Origin of the sequence: Rhizobium sp. BT-226, assembly GCF_025847085.2 — a bacterium.
Classification (GTDB): domain Bacteria; phylum Pseudomonadota; class Alphaproteobacteria; order Rhizobiales; family Rhizobiaceae; genus Rhizobium; species Rhizobium sophorae.
In genome coordinates this window covers 505,865-528,407 of record NZ_JAOYTI010000002.1, presented here as the reverse complement: position 1 = coordinate 528,407, position 22,543 = coordinate 505,865, and the positions used below count along the sequence as shown (strand labels likewise).

18 protein-coding genes are annotated in these 22,543 nt (G+C 62.6%); 13 read left to right on the top strand and 5 right to left on the bottom strand.

All coding sequences use genetic code 11. The annotated features are described in order from the left end of the window. The first annotated feature begins 51 nt into the window (after positions 1-51). Positions 52-945, top strand: a complete 894-nt coding sequence (locus OIU37_RS12725) for a DUF2092 domain-containing protein (RefSeq protein ID WP_264257623.1) — start codon at positions 52-54, stop codon at positions 943-945. A 320-nt stretch (positions 946-1,265) separates the two neighbouring features. Next, on the top strand, positions 1,266-2,057 hold the full coding sequence (locus OIU37_RS12720; protein WP_264257622.1) for a hypothetical protein: 792 nt from the start codon (positions 1,266-1,268) through the stop codon (positions 2,055-2,057). Between the two features lie 110 nt (positions 2,058-2,167). Here the strand turns inward: OIU37_RS12720 and OIU37_RS12715 are convergent, their stop codons facing one another. After that, positions 2,168-2,851, bottom strand: coding sequence for a TetR/AcrR family transcriptional regulator (locus OIU37_RS12715; RefSeq protein ID WP_244956093.1), 684 nt, complete (start codon positions 2,849-2,851; stop codon positions 2,168-2,170). 176 nt (positions 2,852-3,027) lie between these two features. Here OIU37_RS12715 and OIU37_RS12710 point away from each other — a divergent pair, with 176 nt between their 5' ends. From OIU37_RS12710 to OIU37_RS12690, 5 genes are all read left to right on the top strand, one after another. Further along, positions 3,028-4,092 carry an efflux RND transporter periplasmic adaptor subunit gene (locus OIU37_RS12710; protein ID WP_264257621.1) on the top strand — a complete coding sequence of 355 codons (1,065 nt, stop codon included), beginning with the start codon at positions 3,028-3,030 and terminating at the stop codon, positions 4,090-4,092. Between the two features lies 1 nt (position 4,093). Then, positions 4,094-5,191 carry an efflux RND transporter periplasmic adaptor subunit gene (locus OIU37_RS12705; RefSeq protein ID WP_264257620.1) on the top strand — a complete coding sequence of 366 codons (1,098 nt, stop codon included), beginning with the start codon at positions 4,094-4,096 and terminating at the stop codon, positions 5,189-5,191. After that, positions 5,188-8,238, top strand: a complete 3,051-nt coding sequence (locus OIU37_RS12700) for an efflux RND transporter permease subunit (protein WP_264257619.1) — start codon at positions 5,188-5,190, stop codon at positions 8,236-8,238. The genes OIU37_RS12705 and OIU37_RS12700 overlap by 4 nt, the downstream gene beginning before the upstream one ends. A 1-nt stretch (position 8,239) precedes the next feature. Continuing rightward, positions 8,240-9,529, top strand: coding sequence for an alpha/beta hydrolase (locus tag OIU37_RS12695; protein ID WP_264257618.1), 1,290 nt, complete (start codon positions 8,240-8,242; stop codon positions 9,527-9,529). 67 nt (positions 9,530-9,596) lie between these two features. Then, positions 9,597-10,235: a TetR/AcrR family transcriptional regulator gene (locus OIU37_RS12690; RefSeq protein WP_264257617.1), complete on the top strand. Its 639-nt coding sequence runs from the start codon at positions 9,597-9,599 to the stop codon at positions 10,233-10,235. An 18-nt stretch (positions 10,236-10,253) separates the two neighbouring features. On the opposite strand, the gene OIU37_RS12685 is transcribed toward OIU37_RS12690, so the two are convergent. Further along, complete coding sequence (locus OIU37_RS12685) at positions 10,254-10,721, bottom strand: cupin domain-containing protein (RefSeq protein WP_264257616.1); 468 nt, start codon at positions 10,719-10,721, stop codon at positions 10,254-10,256. Between the two features lie 432 nt (positions 10,722-11,153). On the opposite strand from OIU37_RS12685, the gene OIU37_RS12680 reads away from it, so the two are divergent. Next, positions 11,154-11,972 (top strand): sugar phosphate isomerase/epimerase, encoded by an 819-nt coding sequence (locus OIU37_RS12680; protein WP_264257615.1) that lies wholly within the window; start codon positions 11,154-11,156, stop codon positions 11,970-11,972. Between the two features lie 288 nt (positions 11,973-12,260). On the opposite strand, the gene OIU37_RS12675 is transcribed toward OIU37_RS12680, so the two are convergent. Continuing rightward, a complete protein-coding gene (locus tag OIU37_RS12675; protein ID WP_171601158.1) occupies positions 12,261-13,304 on the bottom strand; it encodes a zinc-dependent alcohol dehydrogenase family protein in 1,044 nt (347 codons plus the stop codon). A gap of 247 nt (positions 13,305-13,551) precedes the next feature. Here OIU37_RS12675 and OIU37_RS12670 point away from each other — a divergent pair, with 247 nt between their 5' ends. Beyond that, positions 13,552-14,439 carry a branched-chain amino acid aminotransferase gene (locus tag OIU37_RS12670; RefSeq protein WP_264257614.1) on the top strand — a complete coding sequence of 296 codons (888 nt, stop codon included), beginning with the start codon at positions 13,552-13,554 and terminating at the stop codon, positions 14,437-14,439. Between the two features lie 343 nt (positions 14,440-14,782). Here OIU37_RS12670 and OIU37_RS12665 read toward each other — a convergent pair whose 3' ends face one another. After that, a complete protein-coding gene (locus OIU37_RS12665) occupies positions 14,783-15,685 on the bottom strand; it encodes a LysR family transcriptional regulator (RefSeq protein ID WP_264257613.1) in 903 nt (300 codons plus the stop codon). A gap of 138 nt (positions 15,686-15,823) precedes the next feature. On the opposite strand from OIU37_RS12665, the gene OIU37_RS12660 reads away from it, so the two are divergent. The 4 genes from OIU37_RS12660 (at position 15,824) to nadE (ending at position 21,186) form a co-directional block, all read left to right on the top strand. Next, positions 15,824-17,065 carry an HlyD family secretion protein gene (locus tag OIU37_RS12660; RefSeq protein ID WP_171601155.1) on the top strand — a complete coding sequence of 414 codons (1,242 nt, stop codon included), beginning with the start codon at positions 15,824-15,826 and terminating at the stop codon, positions 17,063-17,065. A 98-nt stretch (positions 17,066-17,163) separates the two neighbouring features. Continuing rightward, on the top strand, positions 17,164-18,783 hold the full coding sequence (locus OIU37_RS12655; RefSeq protein WP_264257612.1) for an MDR family MFS transporter: 1,620 nt from the start codon (positions 17,164-17,166) through the stop codon (positions 18,781-18,783). A gap of 30 nt (positions 18,784-18,813) precedes the next feature. Next, complete coding sequence (locus OIU37_RS12650) at positions 18,814-20,019, top strand: adenylate/guanylate cyclase domain-containing protein (RefSeq protein ID WP_264257611.1); 1,206 nt, start codon at positions 18,814-18,816, stop codon at positions 20,017-20,019. Positions 20,020-20,352: 333 nt separating this feature from the next. Continuing rightward, on the top strand, positions 20,353-21,186 hold the full coding sequence (gene nadE / locus OIU37_RS12645) for an ammonia-dependent NAD(+) synthetase (protein ID WP_171601152.1): 834 nt from the start codon (positions 20,353-20,355) through the stop codon (positions 21,184-21,186). Between the two features lie 72 nt (positions 21,187-21,258). On the opposite strand, the gene OIU37_RS12640 is transcribed toward nadE, so the two are convergent. Next, positions 21,259-22,500 (bottom strand): multidrug efflux MFS transporter, encoded by a 1,242-nt coding sequence (locus tag OIU37_RS12640; protein WP_171601151.1) that lies wholly within the window; start codon positions 22,498-22,500, stop codon positions 21,259-21,261. Positions 22,501-22,543 lie beyond the last annotated feature (43 nt).

The window sequence follows — 22,543 nt, the reverse complement described above, 5'->3', positions numbered from 1 at the left end:
TTTTTATGATTCGAAGAAAACGGAAATGCTCTAGTATCAAAGGAAATGAACATGGAAGTCTTTAATGGTTTGCGCCGGGCCTTCACGAAGGCCCGGCGACCTTCGGTGGCCACGAGTCGCTCTGTCGACGGCGCATGCGTGCATGGAGTGCCTGCGATACTGCGGAACGCTGTCCAGACTACTGCGCTCGGCATGTGCTTGGGATTCGCCGCACTGCCGATAGCCCGAGCGGATGAGCCGAGCCCGCCGGTAAAACGGGCGATCAGCGACGAGGCCGCGACCGCCGTTTCGCAGATGGGAAAGACGCTCCTTGCCAGGGATCTGACGATCACGGCGAGAACGATCAGCATTTACCTGGATCAGTCGGGACAACCGCTTCACATCTTCCATACGATGAAAATCACCGTGCGCCGTCCCGACCGGATCGCCGTCGAGTTTACCGGCGATGATGGCAGGCATGATCTGTTCTACGACGGCAAGTCGGCCTCGGTCTTCTTTCCCGACAGCAAGAAATACGCAACGATCCCGGCCTCGGGCGACATACCATCTGCGCTCAACGAGGTGGCAACCAAGCTGGACGTCGATTTTCCGCTCGGCGCCCTTTTTGCAGACTTTCCGGACAAAGTCCTGTTGGGCGATGCGTTGGCCGCCTGGCAGGTGGGAACGGCTACCGTCGACGGCGTCGAGTGCCGGCATCTGTTTTTCTCTCAGAAGTCCGGCATCGATCTGGAATTGTGGGTCGAGAAGAATGCCGCGGCGACGCCGCATCGTCTGGTCGTCACCTACCCCTTGCTGCAGGGCCAACCAAGCTTCGTCGCCGAATTCACCAGCTGGAAGACCAACCCCCCTCTGTCCGACTCCGAATTCACCTTTGAACCTCCCGCCGATGTGAAAAAGATCGACCTGACACCAGCCGTCGCGTCGGGAACGAAAGGAGGCAAGTGATGAACTATCTGAAGCGCACCTGCTTTGCCTTTCTCGCTTTCACGGCCATCACATCGGACGCGGCCTTCGGTCAGTTTGGGCCGCCGCCCGGCGGTCCACCGCCCCTGCCGTCCGGAGGGCCACCCCATTTCCCGTCGGTCGGGCCGGGCGGGCCCCCACGTCCGCAGATAGGCCGTACCCCGCGTCCGCCGATGGCGAGCCACCGTCGGCCGCCGGTGAGCGCGCAGAAACGTCCTCCGGCAAACCCACGTACTCGTATGCCAGGTGTCGGCGGCGCAAAGGGGCGATTGGCGGAGGGGCCCGGCCGCAGAGGGAGCAACGTGTCCGGAAAGATCCGCAACACGCTGAACTCGGGCGGTAACGTCAACGGGAGCCGCGCCTTCATGAACTCCGGGGGCAATATCGTCGCCAAGGACTCCGGCAACCTCACCGTTAACAATTCCGGCGATCTCAAGGTCTCGGGCAACGGCAACGGATACTTTGGCCGTGGATATTATGGTCGTGGAGACGGCGTCGGCGGCCATGGTCACGGAGAGTATGGCGGTGGAGACTATGGGCGTGGATATTATCGCCGCGGAGCCTACGTTCTGGGCGGGTATGCGGCAGGCGTCGTCACCGGCGCGGCAGCCGCCTCGAGCACCGGCGGAACGACATATTCTTCCTATGGAGATCAGTCTGGATCCTCTGCGGGTTCCTCCGGCGCAGCGTCCTCGAGTTCGTCCCAAGACAGCGCGGGCTCTGCTAACGCGGCGTCGTCTGGTCCGTCTCACGGGGCCTCTTCGGGTTCGTCTCACGCGAGATCTTCAGGCTCTTCTGGCGGAATATATGCGAGATCTTCCGACCAGAGCCGCGCCGGCCCGCCCGTTGACGGCGCGGAGGGCGGGGCGAACCAGGGCGGCCGCAATGGCAACTCCCAGTCCGTGAATCCCCTGATTGCCGGCCTGTTTGAGAGCCTGCCGCCGGAGGGCACGGCATGGACGTCGGAAGATGCGGTCGGTTGGCTTCAGGCCGCAGCCGCCAATCTACGGATCGTCTATAAGATCCAGGGAAACATCTTGGTCACAGGCGAAGTCCCACCGTCGGATTACAATCGCGTGCCTGGCGGGAATTAGATTCAGCTCAGCATGGCGAAGAGGTTGAGGCCGGACGTCGCACGACGTATCCGGCCTTTGCCGGCATCGAAAACTGCACAGCTCCGTCCGCTCTGACGTACCTCGCCAAATCAGGCCATTCGTCCCGAAGGCTGCACGAGTCCGTGCATGACGAGGTCAATGTGCGACTCCATAAGCGCCTTGCCATCGATCGGCTCTCGATCCGCAGACATCAGACGCCAGGCGGCAACCTGAAAAATCGAGCTCGCGAGCACGTCCGGCGTGTCGGCCGCTGTATCTTGTCTCAACTCTCCCGATTTCACGCCTTCTTTGACCAACGCCGTGAGGGCTGCAAGCGTCGGTGCGATGAACAGCTCATGACGACAATCGACCATTTCGGGAAGACGAGCTCCTTCGGCGACGGACAAGCGCAGGAGTTCTCTCGTCTTTCGGTCGTTGGCCGTGTTTTCATAAGCGATAAGCAGCAGGTCGCGGATCCGCTCCGCGCAGGATCCCCGGAGGCAGCCGATGGCGGTCGACAGATCTGCGGATGACGTTGCCGCATGGCGAAACATCTCCTGGAAAAGAACGTCCTTGGTCGGGAAATAGAGGTAGACCGTTCCCTTTGTTATCCGCAGTCGAGTCGCGATATCTTCAACTCGCGTTGCCGCATAACCTTTTGCCGCAAACTCCTCGAACGCGGCCTCCAGTATTTCATGAGGACGCCGCGCCTTCCGTTCCGCCCGCGATGTTTTTTTAACACCTCGTTCGATCATCCAATTGGAATTGTTTGGCTGTCCGGCGGCTAACCGCATCTGCTTCACCTATGTCCGTGTTGCGCGTGTCAACATTTTCTGACGGGGATGTTGACATCGTCTACTTTAACCCTTAAGTGGGCGCTGTCAACATCTGGCAACAGCCTGTTAGCAGCAGATTGAAGCTGGCCGATCAACAATGCGGCTCTCTTCGCAAAACCGTACCGGAGCAAAAAATGCGGTCCTCTCGATTGTTGGGAATTGGTCTCGCCTGCGCAGTTCTGGCTGCCTGCGAGGAGAAAGCTGAAGTGGCGCCGCCGCCGCAGCAGGTCCGCGTCGTTGCGGCGTCGAACGCGCAGTATCAACCGGGGGCGGAAATCACCGGCGAGGTGAAGGCAAGGGTTCAGACCGAACTCTCCTTTCGCGTCAGCGGCCGGGTTCTTGAGAGAAGGGTCGACGTCGGATCGCATGTCCACGCCGGCGACGTCCTTGCCCGGCTCAACGACACGGAACAGCAGGCGGACGTCAGCGTCGCCCGCGCCGCACTGGAGTCGGCGCAGGCCGTCACCAGACAGAAGACACTCGCCTTCGACCGGGCGAAGTCGCTCCTGCAGTCGCAGGCTGTTCCGCGGGCGGTCTTTGACGATGCACAGAAGGAGCTGCTGAGTGCGCAGGCTTCCCTCGAGGCGGCCGAGGCCGCGCTCGCGACGGCCGAGGACGCGCTGTCCTACACCGAGTTGAAAGCGGCTGCAGACGGCATCATCACGGCGCGCGGCATCGAAGCCGGGCAGGTGGTATCAGCAGCGCAGTCGGCCTTCACGCTCGCCCATGACGGACCGCGGGATGCGGTATTCGACGTCTTCGAGGCATTCTTTCTGGATGGCCGGCCGCTGAACGACGTCGAGGTCGCACCGGTCTCGGACCCATCGCTCGACGTTCATGCCAGCATACGCGAGGTTTCGCCCGTCATTGACGCGAAGGCAGGCACGATCCGGATCAAGGTGGGGCTTCAGGAGGGCGCGCCATGGCCGCTCGGAACGCCTGTGGTCGGCAAGCTGCGCGCCTCGCCGCGCGACGGAATCGTGCTGCCCTATACCGCGATCGCATCAGCCGAAGGCGAACCAGGTGTGTGGCTCGTCAACACCCAAAACCATTCCGTTTCGCTCCGGAAGATTTCGGTCGACCGATATCGCCAGAGCGATTTCGTCGTCACCGGCGGCGTCGCCGCACACGACCTGATCGTCACCGCAGGCGGAAAGTTCCTCAAGGAAGGCCAGGCAGTCGCCTGGGAAGGCAAGTGAGATGACCCTCAATCGCATATATACCGCTCTCCCGCTTCTTCTGTCAGTGTCATTGCTTGCAGGCTGCGATCAGAACTCCGTCGCCGGGGAGGCGGCGGCTCCCCGTCCTGTCAAAGTTGTCATGGCTACGGCCGAACAGGCCAAAATCGCAAGCTCGCCCGGCATGGTGCGGGCACGCATCGAGACTGACCTGGCGTTTCGGACGCTCGGGCGAATGGTCTCTCGCAAGGTCGATGTCGGCGACCTGGTGCACAAGGGCGATGTGCTGGCGGAAATCGATCCTCTCACTCTGCGGCTCGCGGTCAATAGCGCAGAGGCCGAACTGCGCAACGCCCAGGCGCAGTTGGAGAACGCCGCGACGACGGAAACCCGCAAGCGAAAGCTTATGCAGAGCAGCGCAGCAAGCATTGCAGATCATGATCTTGCCGAACAGCAGCTCAAATCTGCTGCCGCCAATGTCGCGAAAGCGACGGCCAGCCTTGCGAAGGCGAATGAGCAGCTCGGCTACGCCGAGCTGAGGGCCGAGTTCGATGGCGTCGTGACCGCCACGTCCGCAGAAATGGGACAGACGGTTTCGGCCGGCCAGCCGGTCTTGAAACTGGCACGTCTCGAGCAGCGCGACGTGGTCGTCGACGTGCCGGAAGCGCAGTTCAGTCGCGTTCGCCTGGGCGACCGCTTCAACGTCGCCCTCCAGCTCGACAGCAGGATCCAGGCCATTGGCGTCGTCCGCGAGATCGCGCCGCAGGCCGACGCCAATACCCGCACCTATCGGCTGAAGATCGGGATCGATCAGGCGCCGGACATCTTCCGCCTTGGCGCCGTGGTCACCGCGACGCCGCTTGCCGGAGAAAGGAAGCAGGCGATCACGCTGCCGCTCTCCGCCATCCGCCACGAAGGCGGTGGCAGCCAAGTATGGGTGGTGGATCGCGCCAGGGCCCAGGTCGTCCTGAGGACGGTTGAACTCAATGGCCCGGCGTCCGCCCCCCGTTCCGTCCTGGTTCAAGCGGGCCTGCGGGAAGGCGAAGAGATCGTCATCGCCGGAGTCGATGAACTCATCGATGGACAGAAAGTGCAACTCGGACAGGAGCCGCGCCCGTGAATAAATTCAACCTTTCTGACTGGGCGCTCGAGCATCGTTCGCTTGTCTGGTACTTCATGATCATGTTCGCGGTGGCGGGCGCCTTTGCTTATCTCGGCCTCGGCCGCGAAGAGGATCCGTCCTTCACGATCAAGACGATGGTGATCCAGGCCCAGTGGCCAGGTGCTTCTGCCCAGGAGGTGACGCAGCAGGTTACCGACCGCATCGAAAAGAAGCTCCAGGAGCTCGACAAGCTGGAACATACCCGCAGCATTACGACTGCCGGTCAAACGATCGTCTTCGTCGATTTGCTTCCGGATACGAATGCGCGGGACGTAAAGCCCACCTGGTCGCGGGTGCGCAACCTGATCGACGATATCAAGCACGAATTCCCCCAAGGCGTGGTCGGACCCTTCTTCGATGACCAGTTCGGCGACGTCTATGGCAATATCTTTGCCTTCACGACAGACGGCCTCAGTCAGAGGGAACTGCGTGATTTCGCCGAGAATGCCCGAACGCAGATCCTCAACATCCCCGACGTCGGCAAGGTCGACATCGTCGGCGCGCAGGATGAGGTGATCTACCTCGAGTTCTCCACCCGCAAGATCGCCGCCCTCGGCATCGACCGCTCCGCCATCATTGCCACGCTGCAGGCGCAGAACGCCGTCACCCAGTCCGGCTTTGTCGAAACCGGGCCGGAGCGGGTCGCTTTGCGGGTCGGCGGGCGCTTCATCTCCGAAGATACCCTGCGGGGGATCAATCTTCGGGTCAACGACCGTTTCTTCCCGCTGACCGACGTCGCCAGGATCACCCGCGGTTACGTCGACCCGCCGAGGTCGCTCTTCCGCTTCAACGGAAAGCCCGCCATCGGGCTTGCGATCGGCATGAAGACGGGCGGCAATGTGCTTGCCTTCGGCGAAGCGCTTGAAAAGACGATGAGCAAAATCACCCAGGAGCTTCCGGTCGGCGTCTCCGTCGAACAGGTGTCCGACCAACCGAAGGTGGTTGAGGAGGCCGTCGGCGGCTTCACGAAAGCCCTGTTCGAAGCGGTTGCGATCGTGCTCGCGATCAGCTTCATCAGTCTGGGGATGAGGGCCGGCCTGGTAGTGGCGATCGCGATCCCGCTCGTTCTCGCCATCACCTTCATGGTCATGTTCTACACCGGCATATCGCTCCAGCGCATCTCGCTCGGAGCGTTGATCATCGCGCTCGGTCTCCTCGTCGACGACGCCATGATCGCCGTCGAGATGATGGTTGCACGGCTGGAAGCGGGCGACAGTCTGACGAAGGCCGCCACCTACGTCTACACATCCACCGCCTTCCCGATGCTGACGGGCACGCTCGTCACTGTCGCGGGTTTCATCCCCGTCGCTTTCAACAAGAGCAATGCCGGCGAGTTCACCTTCACCCTTTTCGTCGTCATTGGGGTTTCGCTGATCGTTTCGTGGGTCGTGGCAGTCTTGTTCACGCCTCTCGTTGGCGTGACCATTCTACCGAAGACAATGAAGAAGCACGCCGAGCACAAGGGCCGTTTTGCCAAGATTTTTTCCAGCCTGCTGCAATTCTGCCTGCGTTGGCGCTGGATGACGATCATCGCAACTGTCGTTCTCTTTGCGGCATCGATCGCCGGCCTGTCGATGGTGCAACAGCAATTTTTCCCGAGCTCCGACCGTCCGGAACTGATCGTCGACTGGAACCTGCCGCAGAACAGTTCGATCGCCGAAACGAGCCGCCAGATGGCCCAGTTCGAGCAGGAGATGCTGACTGGCAACCCTGGCGTCGAGCATTGGTCGACTTACGTTGGCAGGGGTGCGCCGCGCTTCGTTCTTTCCTTCGACGTGCAGCCGGCTGACGTTTCTTTCGGCCAGACGGTCATTGTCACCAAGGGGCTCGACGTTCGCGATAAGCTGAAGCAGCAGATGGAAACCTACCTTCAGAAGACCTTTCCAGGGACGGACGCTTACGTGAAGCTCCTGGACATCGGGCCTCCGGTTGGCAAGCCGATCCAGTACCGTGTGTCCGGCGAAAATCTGCAGACGGTGCGTGATCTCGCACAGAAGCTGGGCTCGATCGTCGGCACCTATCCCTCTCTCAGGAACATTGCCTTCGACTGGAACGAGCCGGCTCGCGTCGTGAAGATTGACGTGCTGCAGGACAAGGCCCGACAGCTTGGCGTCTCGTCTGAGGACATCGCAATGGCGCTCAACACCGTCGTACAAGGAAATGCCGTCACCCAGGTTCGGGACGACATCTATCTGGTCGATGTTATCGGCCGTGCCGCGGAAAAGGAGCGCGGCTCGATCGACACCCTGCTTGACCTGCAACTGCAGAGCAGCAGTGGCCAATCCGTCCCGCTGTCATCCGTCGCAACCTTCCACTATGAGCTCGAACAGCCGACGATCTGGCGGCGCGACAGAATTCCGACCATCACGATCAAGGCCGGGATCGGCGATGCGACGCAGCCGGCGACCGTTGTAAAGGCGCTCACCGACAAGGTTTCGGCTTTCGAAAAGACGATGCCGGCCGGGTACTCCGTGAAGATCGGCGGCGCGGTCGAGGAAAGCGCCAAGTCGCAAGGTCCGATCGCGAAGGTGGCGCCGGCCATGTTCGTCATCATGGCGACGCTGCTGATGATCCAGCTTCAGAGCTTCCACAGGCTGTTCCTGGTCTTCTCGGTAGCGCCGCTGGCCCTCATCGGCGTCGTCGTGGCGCTGCTCGCCAGCAACTCACCGCTTGGGTTCGTCGCGCTCCTGGGTGTGCTCGCGCTGGTCGGAATCCTCATCCGCAACTCGGTGATCCTGATCGTGCAGATCGAGGAGTTGCGCGCAGAGGGAATGTCGGCGTGGAAGGCAGTGGTGGAGGCGACCGAACACCGCATGCGGCCGATCATGCTCACTGCCGCGGCCGCAACGCTCGCCCTGATCCCGATCTCGCATGAGATTTTCTGGGGTCCCATGGCTTACGCGATGATGGGTGGGATTGTCGTCGGAACGGCACTAACGCTTCTCTTCCTGCCGGCGCTCTACGTCGCATGGTTCCGGATTCCCCGCGAACTCGAGCAGCACTGAGATGACCACATCGCTCTCACTCCCTGGGCGCATTGCCCAGGGTCTCACCGGGTTTGGGTTTGGGTTCGCCAAGGCGATCGCTGCTCGCTTGGGCCGCGCCCTCCCGGTCCTTGTGGCCCTATCACTCGCTACATCGAGTTGCGCCAACCGGGTGCAAGATGTCCTTCAGCCTCTCGCTGTGACCCCGACCGGCACAAGCCGGGTCACCATGCTGGTCGCCACGACACGTAAGCCTTCGGAGAATCCCGGCAAACTCTTTTCCGGCGACCGCGGGACGGCGATTTCCCTTAACAGCGTCGACGTATCCATCCCGCCCGACCGGAACCGCAAGGCTGGAGAGGTGCAGTGGCCATCCCGCATGCCGCCCAACCCGCAAAAGGAGTTTGCGGTCACGCAGGTTGCCAAGGTGCAATCCGAGGGCCAGGCTTTTGACTGGTACCGGAAGAATAGAAACACGAAGCATCAGGTCATCATTTTCGTGCATGGCTTCAACAACACCTACGCCGACGCTGTCTTCCGCTTCGCGCAGATCGTCCATGACTCCGGAACCGACGCCGCACCGATCCTCTTCACCTGGCCATCAAGGGGCCGTGTCTTCGACTACCTCTACGACAAGGAGAGCGCCAACTATTCGCGTCGCGCTCTGGAGGATCTGATCCTCCAGGCTTCGAAAAGTCCCGACGTCTCCGATGTGACGATCCTTGCCCATTCCATGGGCGGCTGGCTTGCGGCCGAGGCCCTGCGCGGCGTCGCCATGCGCGAGAAATCAATCCCGACGAAGGTCAAGAACGTCGTTCTCGCGTCCCCGGACATCGACATCGACGTGTTCCGTCGCCAGTTCACCGAGATGGGGCCGAAACGGCCGCACTTTGCGATCCTGACGTCGACACGCGACAAGGCGCTGGAGATGTCGAGCTGGCTATCGGGTGGCGTCAGCCGCGTCGGCGGGTCCGATCTCAGACCTTACGCGCCTCTTCTCGACGAACTCGGCGTTTCCGTTATCGACACGAGCGCCATCGCGACGAACGATCCGCTCGGCCACAATGCCTTCGCCGACAGTCCCGAGATCGTGCGCCTGCTCGGGCGGCGGCTGGCAGGGCAGAGCCTCGAGGGAGGAAAGGCAAGCGTTGCCGATCAGATCGGGATGACAGCGGCCAATTTCGCCGGCTCGGCAGCGCGGGTAGCCGTTGCGGCTCCCGTCGCGGTCATCAGCCCGGAGGCGCGAGAAATCCTGAAGCGGGAACTCTCCTCGAATGAGGGGAAGATGGTGGATGGTCAGATTGCGTACTGATCGTCGGCCGCCTCGATCAGGCGCCGACTGAGACCCGTCCAGCGTGCGGACCAGATAGGATTGGCAAATGGAAGTTGGCACGACTGTAAAAGACCAGCCGCAGGCTGGCTATATGTCCTCGATCATTGAAGCCGGCACGGCAGCGTGCCGGCTGTATGGGCCCTCGAAAACAAACGTCGCCGATATCGCTCGACTGCTGGGGAAGTCGCCGGCATGTGTGTACAAAATCTTCCCCTCCAAGGCGGCGATTTGGGATGCTATTGCCGGGAATTTCTTCGAAACTGATCTCACCTTCACCCCATCTGCCGACGGCGAGCTTACCAGTGCGGCGCGCCGGCTGAAAGAAATCGCGCTCGAACAGCACCGCCTGATGCTGCAGGCACGTCACGGCGACAACCAGATGTTCAATCTCGTTGTTCTCGCCGCAGAAGGCAATTGGCCATCGTTCAGAGACCATATGAAGCGACTTCAGGCGCATGTCGGGGAGCTCGTTTGCACCGGCATCGCGACTAAAGAGTTCGTTCCGAGAAACATTGAGGCGGCCGCATCCTGCTTTTGCGCCTCAATCATCTCCTTATGGGACCCCAGAATTATTGGCACCCTGCATTCGAGCCACTGTGAGCTATCAGCTCATGAACTCGTTTCCTTCGCAGTTGCAGCTTTCAGCCAAGTTCCCCCACGCGAGGAGAGCATGGCCGCGGAGTGACGCCCCCAGATGCGGCCGTTAGGCCGCGAGGATGGTGATCCCGTAGGCGTTGGCGGCCGCGGTCAAGCGGGCGATGGTTTCCGCCGAAGGGCTGGCCTTCGGTGGCTCCGTCGCGCCTTCCGCTTCGATAAACTCGGCCATGTCTCGATCGACGACCGCGGAAAAGACCACCGGGACGGTTCCGCGGTTGGAGTAGCCATGCACCATGAAGGGCGGGATGGTGACGATGTCGCCGGCGCTGGCTTCAATCTCTTCGGGGCCGCTGTCGCTCAGGCGCCAGACCGTCAGCTTGCCCTCGATGATGCGGAACACTTCCGGGCTCGCATGCGCATGTTTCGGTGTCCGGCTGCCTGATGGCACTGTGACGTCGAAGATATTGAGCCAGGCACCGCTGGTTCTAAGCCGCCGCTCGACCCGGTCGCCGAGGACGAAAAACCGCTTGGCATCGTCGCTCGCAGGCAATTTCACAAATGAGTTGGACATCATGTCTCTTTCTTTTTCTTACAGGGCTTTTTCTTATGGGCTCTTTCTTGCGGGCGCAGCCGTTAGACCTTTGCGATGCCTTTGACAACCCGCCCTGTCGTTGGGGGACATCGCCGAACGCCTTCAAAGAAGCGGCCTACATCAGCCGAAGCGCTGAACAAACGGCTCCGTTGCCAGGGGTTCAGCGCTGCTCGCGCGCCAGTGCATCACGAGACCGTCAGACCCGATATCGGTACTTCGGGGCGTTTCCGCAAGGTCCGTCAATGCCGCATCAGCTATGCGGAAATGAGGGAGGCCGGAAGGGTCCGAAAGGCTCTGCGCCTGTAATACCGCCGACACAGAAGGGGCGCATAGAACGCGGCGGCCGTTCTTGGGGCCGTCCTTCCACGCCGTCCCGGCATTCAAATTGATCATTCACATTGATGGAGCGCATCCATGTCCTCTCTTCCCGTCGTCGGCGCCGCCATGACGCTCGATGAAGTCGAACTTCACCGTGATTGGCTCTTCGAAAAGTCCCGCGATCTCGAATTGCAGAGCTTCATCGATGCCGAGGTTCTGAACGGCGACTGGGCGCCGCTTGCCGCCCGCGCCAGGCGGCTTCTCGACGGTCATGGCGGCCGCCTCGGCATTCACGGCCCGTTCTGGGGCTTCACCATCGCCTCGGAAGATCCCGATATCCGCGCCGTCGTCACCCGGCGCCTGCTGCAGGGTCTCGATGTCTGCGCCGCCATCGGCGCGACCCATATGGTCATCCACAGCCCTTACACCTCCTGGTCCTACAACAATCTCGACGACAATGCCGGCGCCCGCGAAGCCTTGGTCGAGCGTACGCACACGACCCTGCGTGATGCCGTTCGGCGCGCCGAGGATATCGGCTGCACCATGGTCATCGAGAACATCGAGGACAAGGATCCGCATATTCGCGTGGCGCTTGCCGAAAGCTTCAATTCGCCTGCCGTCGCCGTCTCGATCGATACCGGCCACGCCCATTATGCCCACGGTTATACCGGCGCTCCGCCGGTCGATTATTACGTCAAGGCCGCCGGCAACAGCCTCCAGCATGTCCACCTGCAGGATGCCGACGGCTATGCCGATCGCCACTGGAGCCTCGGCGAAGGCACGATCCGCTGGCATGCCGTCTTTAGGGCCCTTGCCAAACTCGAAAGCAACCCGCGCCTCATCATCGAGATCAAGGACAAGTCGAAGATCCCGGCGTCTGCTGCTTTTCTCGCTTCGATTGGGGTGGCCGAATAGCGTCTGTTGCCCGGCCTGCTAAGGTCGCGGCTGGGCTCCCTCTTCTCCCCAGCGGGGAGAAGGTGGCCCGAAGGGTCGGATGAGGGGGCCACGCGGCAGAACCTTCATTATTCCTTGCCCTTCGCCTGCGCTACGAGCATTCGCGGCTCCGCCGTTCACCCCCTCATCTGCCTGCCGGCATCTTCTCCCCGCTGGGGAGAAGCGGACTCGTGGCAACGTCTCGCTCCCTTTCTTTCAGTAGGAGCAAGACATATCAGACGAAGTTGCTATTTGCTCGCTTCTACTCCCTCATGAAAAGCGGGTAATCACGCTGATCCCAGTGGCCTCAGCCTTGTCGAGCGCCATCAGCGCCGGGACGGCCTCCTCGAGGCTGACGCGGCGTCCGATCAGCTTCTGTGGCGCGATCTTGCCGGCGGCGAGCATCGACAGCATGGCGTCGTAACGCCAGGCCTGCATGCCATGGCTGCCGTAGATTTCCAGCTCGTGGCCGATCACCTGCGCCATGGGGATTTGCGGCGTCGCGTGTTCACCAAGCATCAGCCCCACCTGCACGTGCCGCCCGCGACGGCGCAGGTTCTTGATCGAGTTGAAGCAGGTGACGGGATGGCCGAGTGCGTCGATCGAGACATGCGCGCCGCCCTTGGTGATCTCGCGCACCGCCTCCGCCACGTCGGCGACGCCGGATGCATTGACCGTCGCTACCGCCCCGCAATCCCGCGCGAAGGCGAGCTTCTCCTCGGATATATCGATGCCGATTGCATTCGCCCCGAGCGCCGTGGCGATCATGATCGCCGACAGGCCGACGCCGCCGCAGCCATGCACGGCGATCCATTCGCCAGGCCCGGTGCGCGCCTGGTCGGCGACGGCGCGAAACGAGGTGGCAAAGCGGCAGCCGAGGCTTGCCGCCGTCGCATCGTCGATCGTATCGGGCAGGTGCACCAGATTGGTGTCGGCATAATCGATCGCCACATATTCGGCAAACGACCCCCAATGGGTGAAGCCCGGCTGGAACTGGTTCGGGCAGACCTGCTGGTTGCCGGAATGGCATTCGCTGCAATGGCCGCAGCCGGAAACGAAGGGCACGGTCACCCGGTCGCCTACCTTGAAACGCATCACGCCGCGGCCGGTGGCGACGATCCGCCCGGCAAGCTCATGTCCCGGCACATGCGGCAGGCGGATATCCGGATCGTGGCCCATCCAGCCGTGCCAGTCGCTGCGGCAGAGCCCGCTTGCGCCGACGGATATGACGACACCGTCCTCGGCAGGCGTCGGATCGGGCAGGGTGCGGATTTCGGGCGCCTGCTCGAAGGCTTCGTAGAACATGGCTTTCATCGGCGTCTTCCCCTTACTGTCTCTGAGATTCCATCCATCATCGCATGTGGCAGCCAGCCGTTCCAACATTCCATTCCATCATTTTTGCTGATGCACCCATCGCTGAAGGCCGGCTCGCCGCGCACGAATATTGCGGCCCGACGCTGTTCCCCGGCATTTTCTTGCTTCCGTCTTTCCGGCCCGGATTTGTCCTTGACCGGGCTTGCCGCGGAGGTTTTTCCTTTGCCGGCTTTATAGGGAGGGCAGCATGGCCGTCGATACATCACCCCGTTCAACCACCTGGACTCATGTCGATGGAGAATGGCTCCCCGGCAACCCACCGCTGATCGGGCCGACCTCACATGCCATGTGGCTCGGCTCGACGGTCTTCGACGGCGCCCGCTGGTTCGACGGCATCGCGCCAGATCTCGATCTGCATTGCCAGCGCATCAACCGCTCGGCGCTCGCTATGGGCCTGAAGCCGGTAAAATCAGCCGAGGAAATCGCCGCACTTGCCTGGGAAGGCGTTGCGAAATTTGACGGCGCCACGGCGATCTATATCAAGCCGATGTATTGGGGCGAACACGGCGCGCCCGGCAGCGTCGTGTCCGTCGACGCGGACTCGACCCGCTTCGCGCTCTGCCTGTTCGAGGCTCCGATGGGCGGCCATGGCGGCACCAGCCTCACCGTCTCGCCTTATCGCCGCCCGTCGCCGGAAACGGCGATGACCGAGGCGAAAACCGGTTCGCTCTATCCGAACAGCGGCCGCATGATCGCCGAGGCGCGCAGCCGCGGTTTCGACAATGCGCTGGTGCGCGACCTGAACGGCAATGTCGTCGAGACCGCCTCTTCGAACGTCTTCATGGTCAAGGATGGCGTGGTGATGACACCGGCCGCCAACCGCACCTTCCTCGCCGGCATCACCCGCGCCCGGGTCATCGGCCTGCTGCGCCAGGCCGGTTTCGACGTCCATGAAGCAACGCTCTCCGTCGAGGATTTCCTCGCAGCCGACGAGATCTTCACCACCGGCAACTATTCCAAAGTCGTCGGCGTCACCCGCCTCGACGACCGCAACCTGCAGGAAGGCCCGGTCACCCGCAAGGCGCTGGAACTCTACATGGACTGGGCCCACGGCAGGAGTGAGAGCGAAGAGTGAGCAGCGGTTCGGCGCAGCCGAAGCAATCGATCCAGTGAATCGATTGCAGCGCCGAACGCCCGAAGCGCAAGCGCAGGGCCGGGGCGTTCCCTGGCAGAATCGAGATCCGCATCCACCCCCCTCTGCCCTGCCGGGCATCTCCCCCACAAGGGGGGAGATCGGCAAGAAGCGATGTCTCGCCCTAAGTTCACGATTCATATGACGGCCAGTTGTTTGGGGAAGCCATCACGCCCAACCAATCTCCCTCCTTGTGGGGGAGATGCCCGGCAGGGCAGAGGGGGGTCCAGCCACACCCGAGCCCATTCGAAAAAATGCGAGAGCAGGCCTACCCGGGCGGCCCCACTCACGTCATCCACTTCCGATGTTCCGCAAATCTCTCCGCCAAGAGATCGATGAACAGCCGCACCTTCGTCGGCAGGTGGCTCCGGTTGGGATAGACCGCGTTGATGTTGAATTCCACCGGCCTGTAGTCCGGCATGATCTTCACCAGTCGCCCTTCGGCGATGTCGTCGAACACCACGAAGCTCGGCGCCAGGAAGATGCCCCGCCCGGTCAGCGTCAGGAAGCGCAGCATCTCGGCGCTGTTGGAGACGACGTTGCCGCTGATCTTGACGCTTTCCTTGTTGCCGTCGCCATCCTCGAAGCGCCAGTCGTCGCCATAGGGATAATAGGCATATTGCAGGCAATTGTGCTCGGCGACCTCGGCCGGCGTCTTCGGCATCGGATGGCTCTCGAAATAGGCCGGCGAGCAGACGAGCATATGGCGCCACGGCGTCAGCTTGCGGGCGACGAGCGATGAATCCGGCGGCGGTACGGTGCGCATCACCAGGTCGTAGCCGTCCTCGATCATGTCGACCATCCGCTCGCCGACGCTGAAATCGAGTGAGATCGACGGATAAAGCTCCATAAATTCGCTGACCACGGGCAGCAGGAAACGCACGATGGCACTGCTGGTATAGACCTTCAGTGTGCCGCGCGGCGTCGTGCTCAGAGCGCCGGCCGTCCGGTCCGCCTCATCGAGTTCGGCCAGGATCTGCGACGAGCGCTCATAGTAATATTTGCCGGTTTCCGTCAGGCTGACCTTGCGCGTCGTGCGGTTAAGCAGCCGCACGCCGAGCCGGTCCTCAAGCGATTGCACGTGATTGCCGACCATGGTGACGGACATGTTGAGCCGGCGCGCGGCCGCGGAAAAACCGCCGCATTCCACCACCCGGCCAAAGACTGTGAGGCTTGTCAGCCGATCCATATTGCCCTCGGATTATCCGCTGAGAGTTGATGATCCTTCCCGATTTAAGCAGATTATCAAAATGAATGTCAGGGTGCATTTTCCTTCGCATCGAACAGGGCCTCTCACAGAGCTGGCCAACGGTGAAGGAGAATGACGATGGTCGAGTTGCCCCGCAAAGACGTTTTTGAAAGTGCGAGGGAGGCCGAGCAGATCTTGGCCGAGGAAGCCGCCAGGGCGCCTGCCGCCGAGGCGCCCCCCATGCCTGTCTCCGAAGCGCCGGTCACCGAAGCTTCGGTCGCGGACGTTCCCAAAAAGACTGGGCGCAGGATCGTCAAGCGCGCCGTCATCGCCGCCGTCCTACTTGCCGGTGTCGCTTTCGCCGGCGATTTCGGCTACCGTTATTGGACGGTCGGCCGCTTCATCGAATCCACCGACGATGCCTATGTGAAGGCCGATTACACCACTGTCGCCCCGAAGGTCGCCGGCTATATCAGCCAAGTGCTGGTCAACGACAATGACGCGGTCAAGGCCGGTCAGGTTCTCGCCCGCATCGACGACCGCGACTTCCAGGCCGCACTGTCGCAGGCGAGAGCCGATGTGAAGGCCGCCGAAGCCGCCATCACCAATATCGACGCCCAGATCTCCCTGCAGCAATCTGTCATCGAGCAGGCGAGGGCGACGATCGATGCCTCGCAGGCATCGCTCGATTTTGCCGTATCCGATGCCGCCCGCTCGGCCCGCCTGATCACCAACGGCGCCGGCACCCAGTCTCGCGCCGAACAGACCCAGTCGGCCCGTGACCAGGCCGCTGCCGCCGTCGAGCGTGACCGGGCAGCCCTCGTCACGGCTCAGAATAAGGTGCCTGTGCTGCAGACTGAGCGCGAACAGACCGTTGCCCAGCGTGATCGTGCGGCAGCCGCCGCCCAGCAGGCAGAGCTCAACCTCTCCTATACGGACATCGTCGCCGCCGTCGACGGCACGGTCGGCGCCCGGTCGATCCGCGTCGGCCAGTATGTCACCTCGGGTACGCAACTGATGGCGGTCGTGCCGCTGCATGCGGTCTATGTCGTCGCCAACTTCAAGGAAACGCAGCTGACCTATATCAGCCCCGGCCAGTCGGTCGAGATCAAGGTCGACAGCTTTCCCGACATCTCGATCAAGGGTCATGTCGACAGCGTTTCGCCGGCAAGCGGCCTCGAATTCTCGCTGCTGCCGCCGGACAATGCCACCGGTAACTTCACCAAGATCGTCCAGCGCATCCCGGTCAAGATCGTCATCGACGACGAGGCGCTGAGCGGCCTGCTGCGCTCGGGCATGTCGGTCGAGCCTGAAATCGATACCAAGGCTGTGCAGACCTCCGCGGCAGCTAAGGAGGGATCATCCAACCCTGCTGGATGATCCTTTCCCCTTTTTCCGAATGATCCCGATCATTCCCTGAATGATCACCCGAACCCCGCATGAGAGAATATTCCGCAAGAGCCGGAAGGAGATAGGTCATGGCCACTCTTCAGATCGCCGCAAACGGCAATTCGTTGGCGCGCCCCGCCGCCGCAGCGCCCGCGGCACCTGCCGTCATGAGCCCTCTGCGCATGTGGGCAGCCGTTGTCGGTTCGACGCTCGGCGCCTTCATGGCCGTCCTCAACATCCAGATCGTCAATGCCTCGCTTGCCGATATCCAGGGCGCGATCGGCGCCGGCACGGATGACGGCGGCTGGATTTCGACCTCCTATCTGATCGCCGAGATCGTCGTTATCCCCTTGAGCGCCTGGCTGGCGCGCGTCTTCTCGCTCCGCAACTACCTGCTCACCAACGCCATCCTCTTCCTGATCTTCTCCGTCGCCTGCGCCTTCGCGGCCAATCTGCAGCAGATGATCATCCTGCGTGCCATACAGGGCTTTTCCGGCGGCGTGCTGATCCCGATGGCCTTCACAATCATCATCACGCTGCTGCCCAAGGCCAAGCAGCCGATCGGTCTCGCGCTCTTTGCCCTGTCTGCCACCTTCGCGCCGGCGATCGGCCCGACGATCGGCGGTTATCTCACCGAGAACTGGGGCTGGGAACATATCTTCTATGTCAACCTGGTGCCCGGCGCGCTGATGGTCGGCCTGCTCTGGGCCTCGCTCGACCGCGCGCCGATGAACCTGAAGCTGCTCGCCAAGGGCGACTGGCCGGGCATCATCACCATGGCGATCGGCCTGGCAGCCCTGCAGACCGTGCTGGAAGAGGGCAACAAGGAAGACTGGTTCGGCTCCGATTTCATCCTCCGCCTATCTGTTATCGCCGCCGTCTCGCTGACGCTGTTCCTGATCATCGAGCTGAAGACCGCCAATCCGCTCCTGAACCTTCGCCTGCTGGTGCGCCGCAATTTCGGTTTCGGCATCGTCGCCAATTTCCTGCTCGGCATCGCGCTTTACGGCTCGGTCTTCGTGCTGCCGATCTATCTGACCCGCATCCAGGGCTATAATTCCGAGCAGATCGGCATGGTTCTCGCCTGGACCGGCATCCCGCAGCTGCTGCTGATCCCGCTGGTGCCGCGGCTGATGAAGCATTTCGACGTCCGCTTGCTGATCGTCGTCGGCTTCGCCCTCTTCGCCGCCTCGAACTTCATGAACGTGCATATGACCGGCGACTATGCCAGCGATCAGCTGTTCTGGCCGAACATCGTCCGTGCCATCGGCCAGGCGCTCGTCTTCACGCCGCTCTCGGCGATCGCCACCGCAGGCATCGAGCGGGAGAATGCCGGTTCGGCGTCCGCGCTCTTCAACATGATGCGCAATCTCGGCGGCGCCGTCGGCATCGCCTCACTGCAGACTTTCCTGTCGAAGCGCGAGCAGTTCCACTCGAACATCCTGACCCACTCGGTCTCGATCTTCGAGGAAGCCACCCGCGATCGCATCGCCAGGCTCACCGGCTATTTCATGAGCCATGGCGTCAGCGATCAGGCGCTTGCCGGCCACAAGGCCGTCGTCGCCATCGCGCTCAAAATACGCAAGCAGGCCAATATCATGGCCTTCAGCGACACCTTCTTCCTGCTCGGCGTCGCTCTGGTCGTCGCCCTGCTTGCAACCCTGCTTCTGAAAAAACCCGGTCAACTCTCCGGCGGCGGCGCCCACTAGCGCCGTGCGGCCCTCAAGGAGGAGAAAGCCATGACGTCAGCGATCTATGCTCCCGATGCCGACAGGCTCCAGCCCAAGGCCGCCGGCCATGCCGTCAGCGTCGGCGCACTGCTCTCGATCATCGAGTGGCTCTCCGGCGACGAATGCCACGCGCTCGACGAAGCGGGGCTGGTCTCCGGCCTCGGCCGCCGGCTTCAGGCACTCGGCCTGCCGGTCGACCGGTTGACGCTGCATCTGATGACGCTGCATCCTGAATTCATCGGCCGCACCATCGCCTGGGCGCCGGGCGAACCGGTCGAGATCCACGACCGCGAACACGGCGCCCGGGTCGCCATCGCCAATACGCCGCTGCGCAAGGTCATGGAAACCCGCGAACCGCTGGTGGTCGATACCAGAGAAAGCGTGCATGGCCGCTGGCAGCATATCGATGTCTTTGCCGATCGCGGCCTGATGCAGCTCGTCATCGCGCCGCTCTGCAATGTCGACGGCCCGGTCAGCGCCGCCGTCTTCGGCACGAAGCGGCCGGGCGGCTTCACCGCCACCGAACGCCAAGTGATCGATCGCATTCTGCCGGCGCTGCGCAACACCAGTGAGTTGCGCATTCTTCGCCAGGTCGAGCTCAGCCTGCTCGATACTTATATCGGCCCGCTGACGGCAAGCCGAATCCTGGCCGGCCGCATCCGCCGCGACGAGATCGAATCGATGGAGGCAGCCCTGCTGCTTTGCGATCTGCGCGGCTTTACCGAGCTGTCGAACCGGCTGCCCGGCAGCACCGTGCTCGGGCTGCTCAACGCCTATTTTGACAGGATCGTGCCGGCCATCACCCGCGAGGGCGGGGAAGTGCTGAAGTTCATGGGCGACGCCGTGCTCGCCTTCTTCCCGGGTTATGATGCCGCCCATTCCTGCGGCGCCGCCCTGGCATCGGCCCGCGCCATTATCGAGGAGATCGACCACTTCCAATATGAGGGCATCGGCGTGAAAGCCGGCATCGCCCTGCATTACGGCGAGGTCAGCTACGGCAATGTCGGCTCCGGCCGGCGCCTCGATTTCACCCTGATCGGCGGCGACGTCAATCTGGTCAGCCGCATCCAGACCGCCTGCAGCGAGTTGGGAGAGGCCGTGCTGATGTCAGCGCCGTTTCGCGACGAGGCCGGGGCAGGGGATGTGGTGTCGGTCGGGGCGCACGGGCTGAAGGGTTTTGCGGATCCGGTCGAGCTGTTCACGATCGTGCGGTAGGGGAAAGCCTATGCAGCTGGCAGAATCCAAATCTCCGGTCCGCCCCTCATCCGCCTGCCGGCACCTTCTCCCCGCTCGCGGGGAGAAGGGATATGCCGCAACGTCTCTACTGTCTTCCACCGTTGCTTGAGGCACGTCCCCTCTCCCCGTCAGAACGGGGAGAGGGTTAGGGTGAGGGGCAGCTTTATTGCTGTGAGGTCAGGCAGTTCATTCCTAAGCCGCCAACGCCCCCTTGCATAAAATGCATGGCAGGTTTGCCCGAAACGGTTTCGTCTTCCCCCATCTTTTCGCCATAGTGGCGCCGAAATTCCGTACGCGGGGAGGAAGAGGCTTATGACTGTGCTGTTCGACGAACAAGGCGAGATCATCCGCGAACTGGGTGTCGCCGCCGACATCGACGCTGAGCGGGAGATCGAACGGCGAACCGCTTTCCTCAAGGATTATCTCGTCGCCTCCGGCATGCGCGGCTACGTCCTCGGCATCAGCGGCGGTGTCGATTCGCTGACGGCGGCGCTGCTGGCTCAAAAGGCGGTGCGCGAGCTGCGTGACAGCGGTCATGCGGCCGAATTCATTGCCGTGCGCCTTCCCTATGGTGTTCAGGCGGACGAGGCCGATGCGGTGAGGGCGCTGGAAACGATCGGCGCCGACCGCGCGATGGTGGTCAACATCAAGGCGCCGGCGGATGCGATGCTTGCCGCCGCGCAGGACGGCGGCCTCGCCTTTGCCGATGCCGGCCGCCAGGATTTCATCCTCGGCAATATCAAGGCGCGCCAGCGCATGATCGCCCAGTTCGCCCTGGCCGGGGCGCTGGGCAGCCTCGTCATCGGCACCGATCATGCGGCCGAGGCGGTCATGGGCTTCTTCACCAAGTTCGGCGATGGCGCCGCCGATATCCTGCCGCTCGCCGGCCTCAACAAGCGCCGCGTCCGCCTGCTGGCAAAGCGGCTCGGCGCCCCGGACGAACTGGTGTTCAAGGTGCCGACCGCCGATCTCGAGGACCAGCGGCCGCTGCGCCCCGACGAGGAGGCCTATGGCGTCAGCTATGACGAGATCGACGATTTCCTCGAAGGCAAGCCGGTCGGCGAGATCGCCCGCCGCCGCATCCTCGCTGCCTATCGGGCGACCGCCCACAAGCGCGCTTTGCCGGTGGCCGTGAGCGCGCTTTGATGCTCGTTCGGCCGAGGCGGTGTGGGCCTGCGGTGTGAAAGAGACGCCATCCGCATGTTCGCGGCATCGCCTTTAATCCGAGGCGGATGCCTTCGCATCCCTCGGCCGCACCATCCAGGCATAGGCCGCACCGGCGAGAAGCAGCACGGAGGTGCCGAGGAACACCGCCCGCATGCCGATATGCCCGCCGACAAAACCGCCAAGGATCGGGCCGGCCACCTGGCCGACATATTGCGAGGAAATCGAGAGCCCGAGAATGCCGCCGGCCGCACTATCAGGCACGCTGTGGCGGATGACCGCGGCGATGCAGGGCAGCAGCCCGCCAAGTGCTGCGCCCATCAGGAAACGCAGGATGATCAGCTGCCAGGCGCTGGTGACGAAGGCCTGCGGGATCAGCAATAGCCCGGCGACGGCAAGCGCGCCTGAAATCACCGGCCAGTGGCCAATCCTGTCGGCGAGCTTGCCGAGCCATGAGGCCGACAGAATGCTGCCGAGGGCGGCCGCCGACATGACGACGCCCGATACCATCGTCACCTGGGATTCGACGGGCACGAGCTGCGCGACATAGACGGTGATGATCGGCTCGATCGACATATTGGCAAACATCAAGAGCATGCCGGTCGCCAGCATGGCGATGACGGGCCGCTTGTCGGCAATGGATTTCCAGCCACCGCTTGCTTTGGCCGCTTTTTTGCGGGCCGGCGATTTCTCCTCCTTGATCAGGAAGGCTGTGGCGAGGAAGGCGAGGAAGATCATGCCGCCGGCGGCGAGGAATGTGCCGCGGATGCCGATGATGGGCGGCAGCGCGCCGCCGATCAGCGGCCCGACGAGATTGCCGGCCATGATGCCGGAGGAGAGCACGCCGAGCGCCCAGGCCGAACGATCCTTCGGCGTCTGCGTCGCCACCAGCACCATCGAGCCGGAGGCATAACCGCCGGCAAGCCCGACGAAGAGGCGCAGCGCCACCAGCTGCCAGACATTGCCGGCCATGCCCATCAGCGAGATCGCCAGCGTCATGCCGAGGCTGGCGCGCACCAGCATCAGCTTACGGCCGTAAATATCGCCGAGCCGGCCCCAGAGCGGCGCGACGAGAGCCGCGGCGAAGAAGGTGGCGCCATAGGCGATGCCCGACCATTGCACGATGTCAGCATGGTCGCTGACGCCGAGTTCCTCGACATAAAGCGGCAGGAAGGGAAGCAGCAGCGTCATCGCCACGATGGTGGTGAAGGAGCCGATCAGCGAGATGGTGAGATTGCGCTTCCAGTGGATCGAGCCCGGCCTGGCGCTGGCGGCGTCCAATTGCGTATCGGTCATTCTCTCGGCCTCGGCATTGATCGCGCGGCGAAGTTCCGCGCGG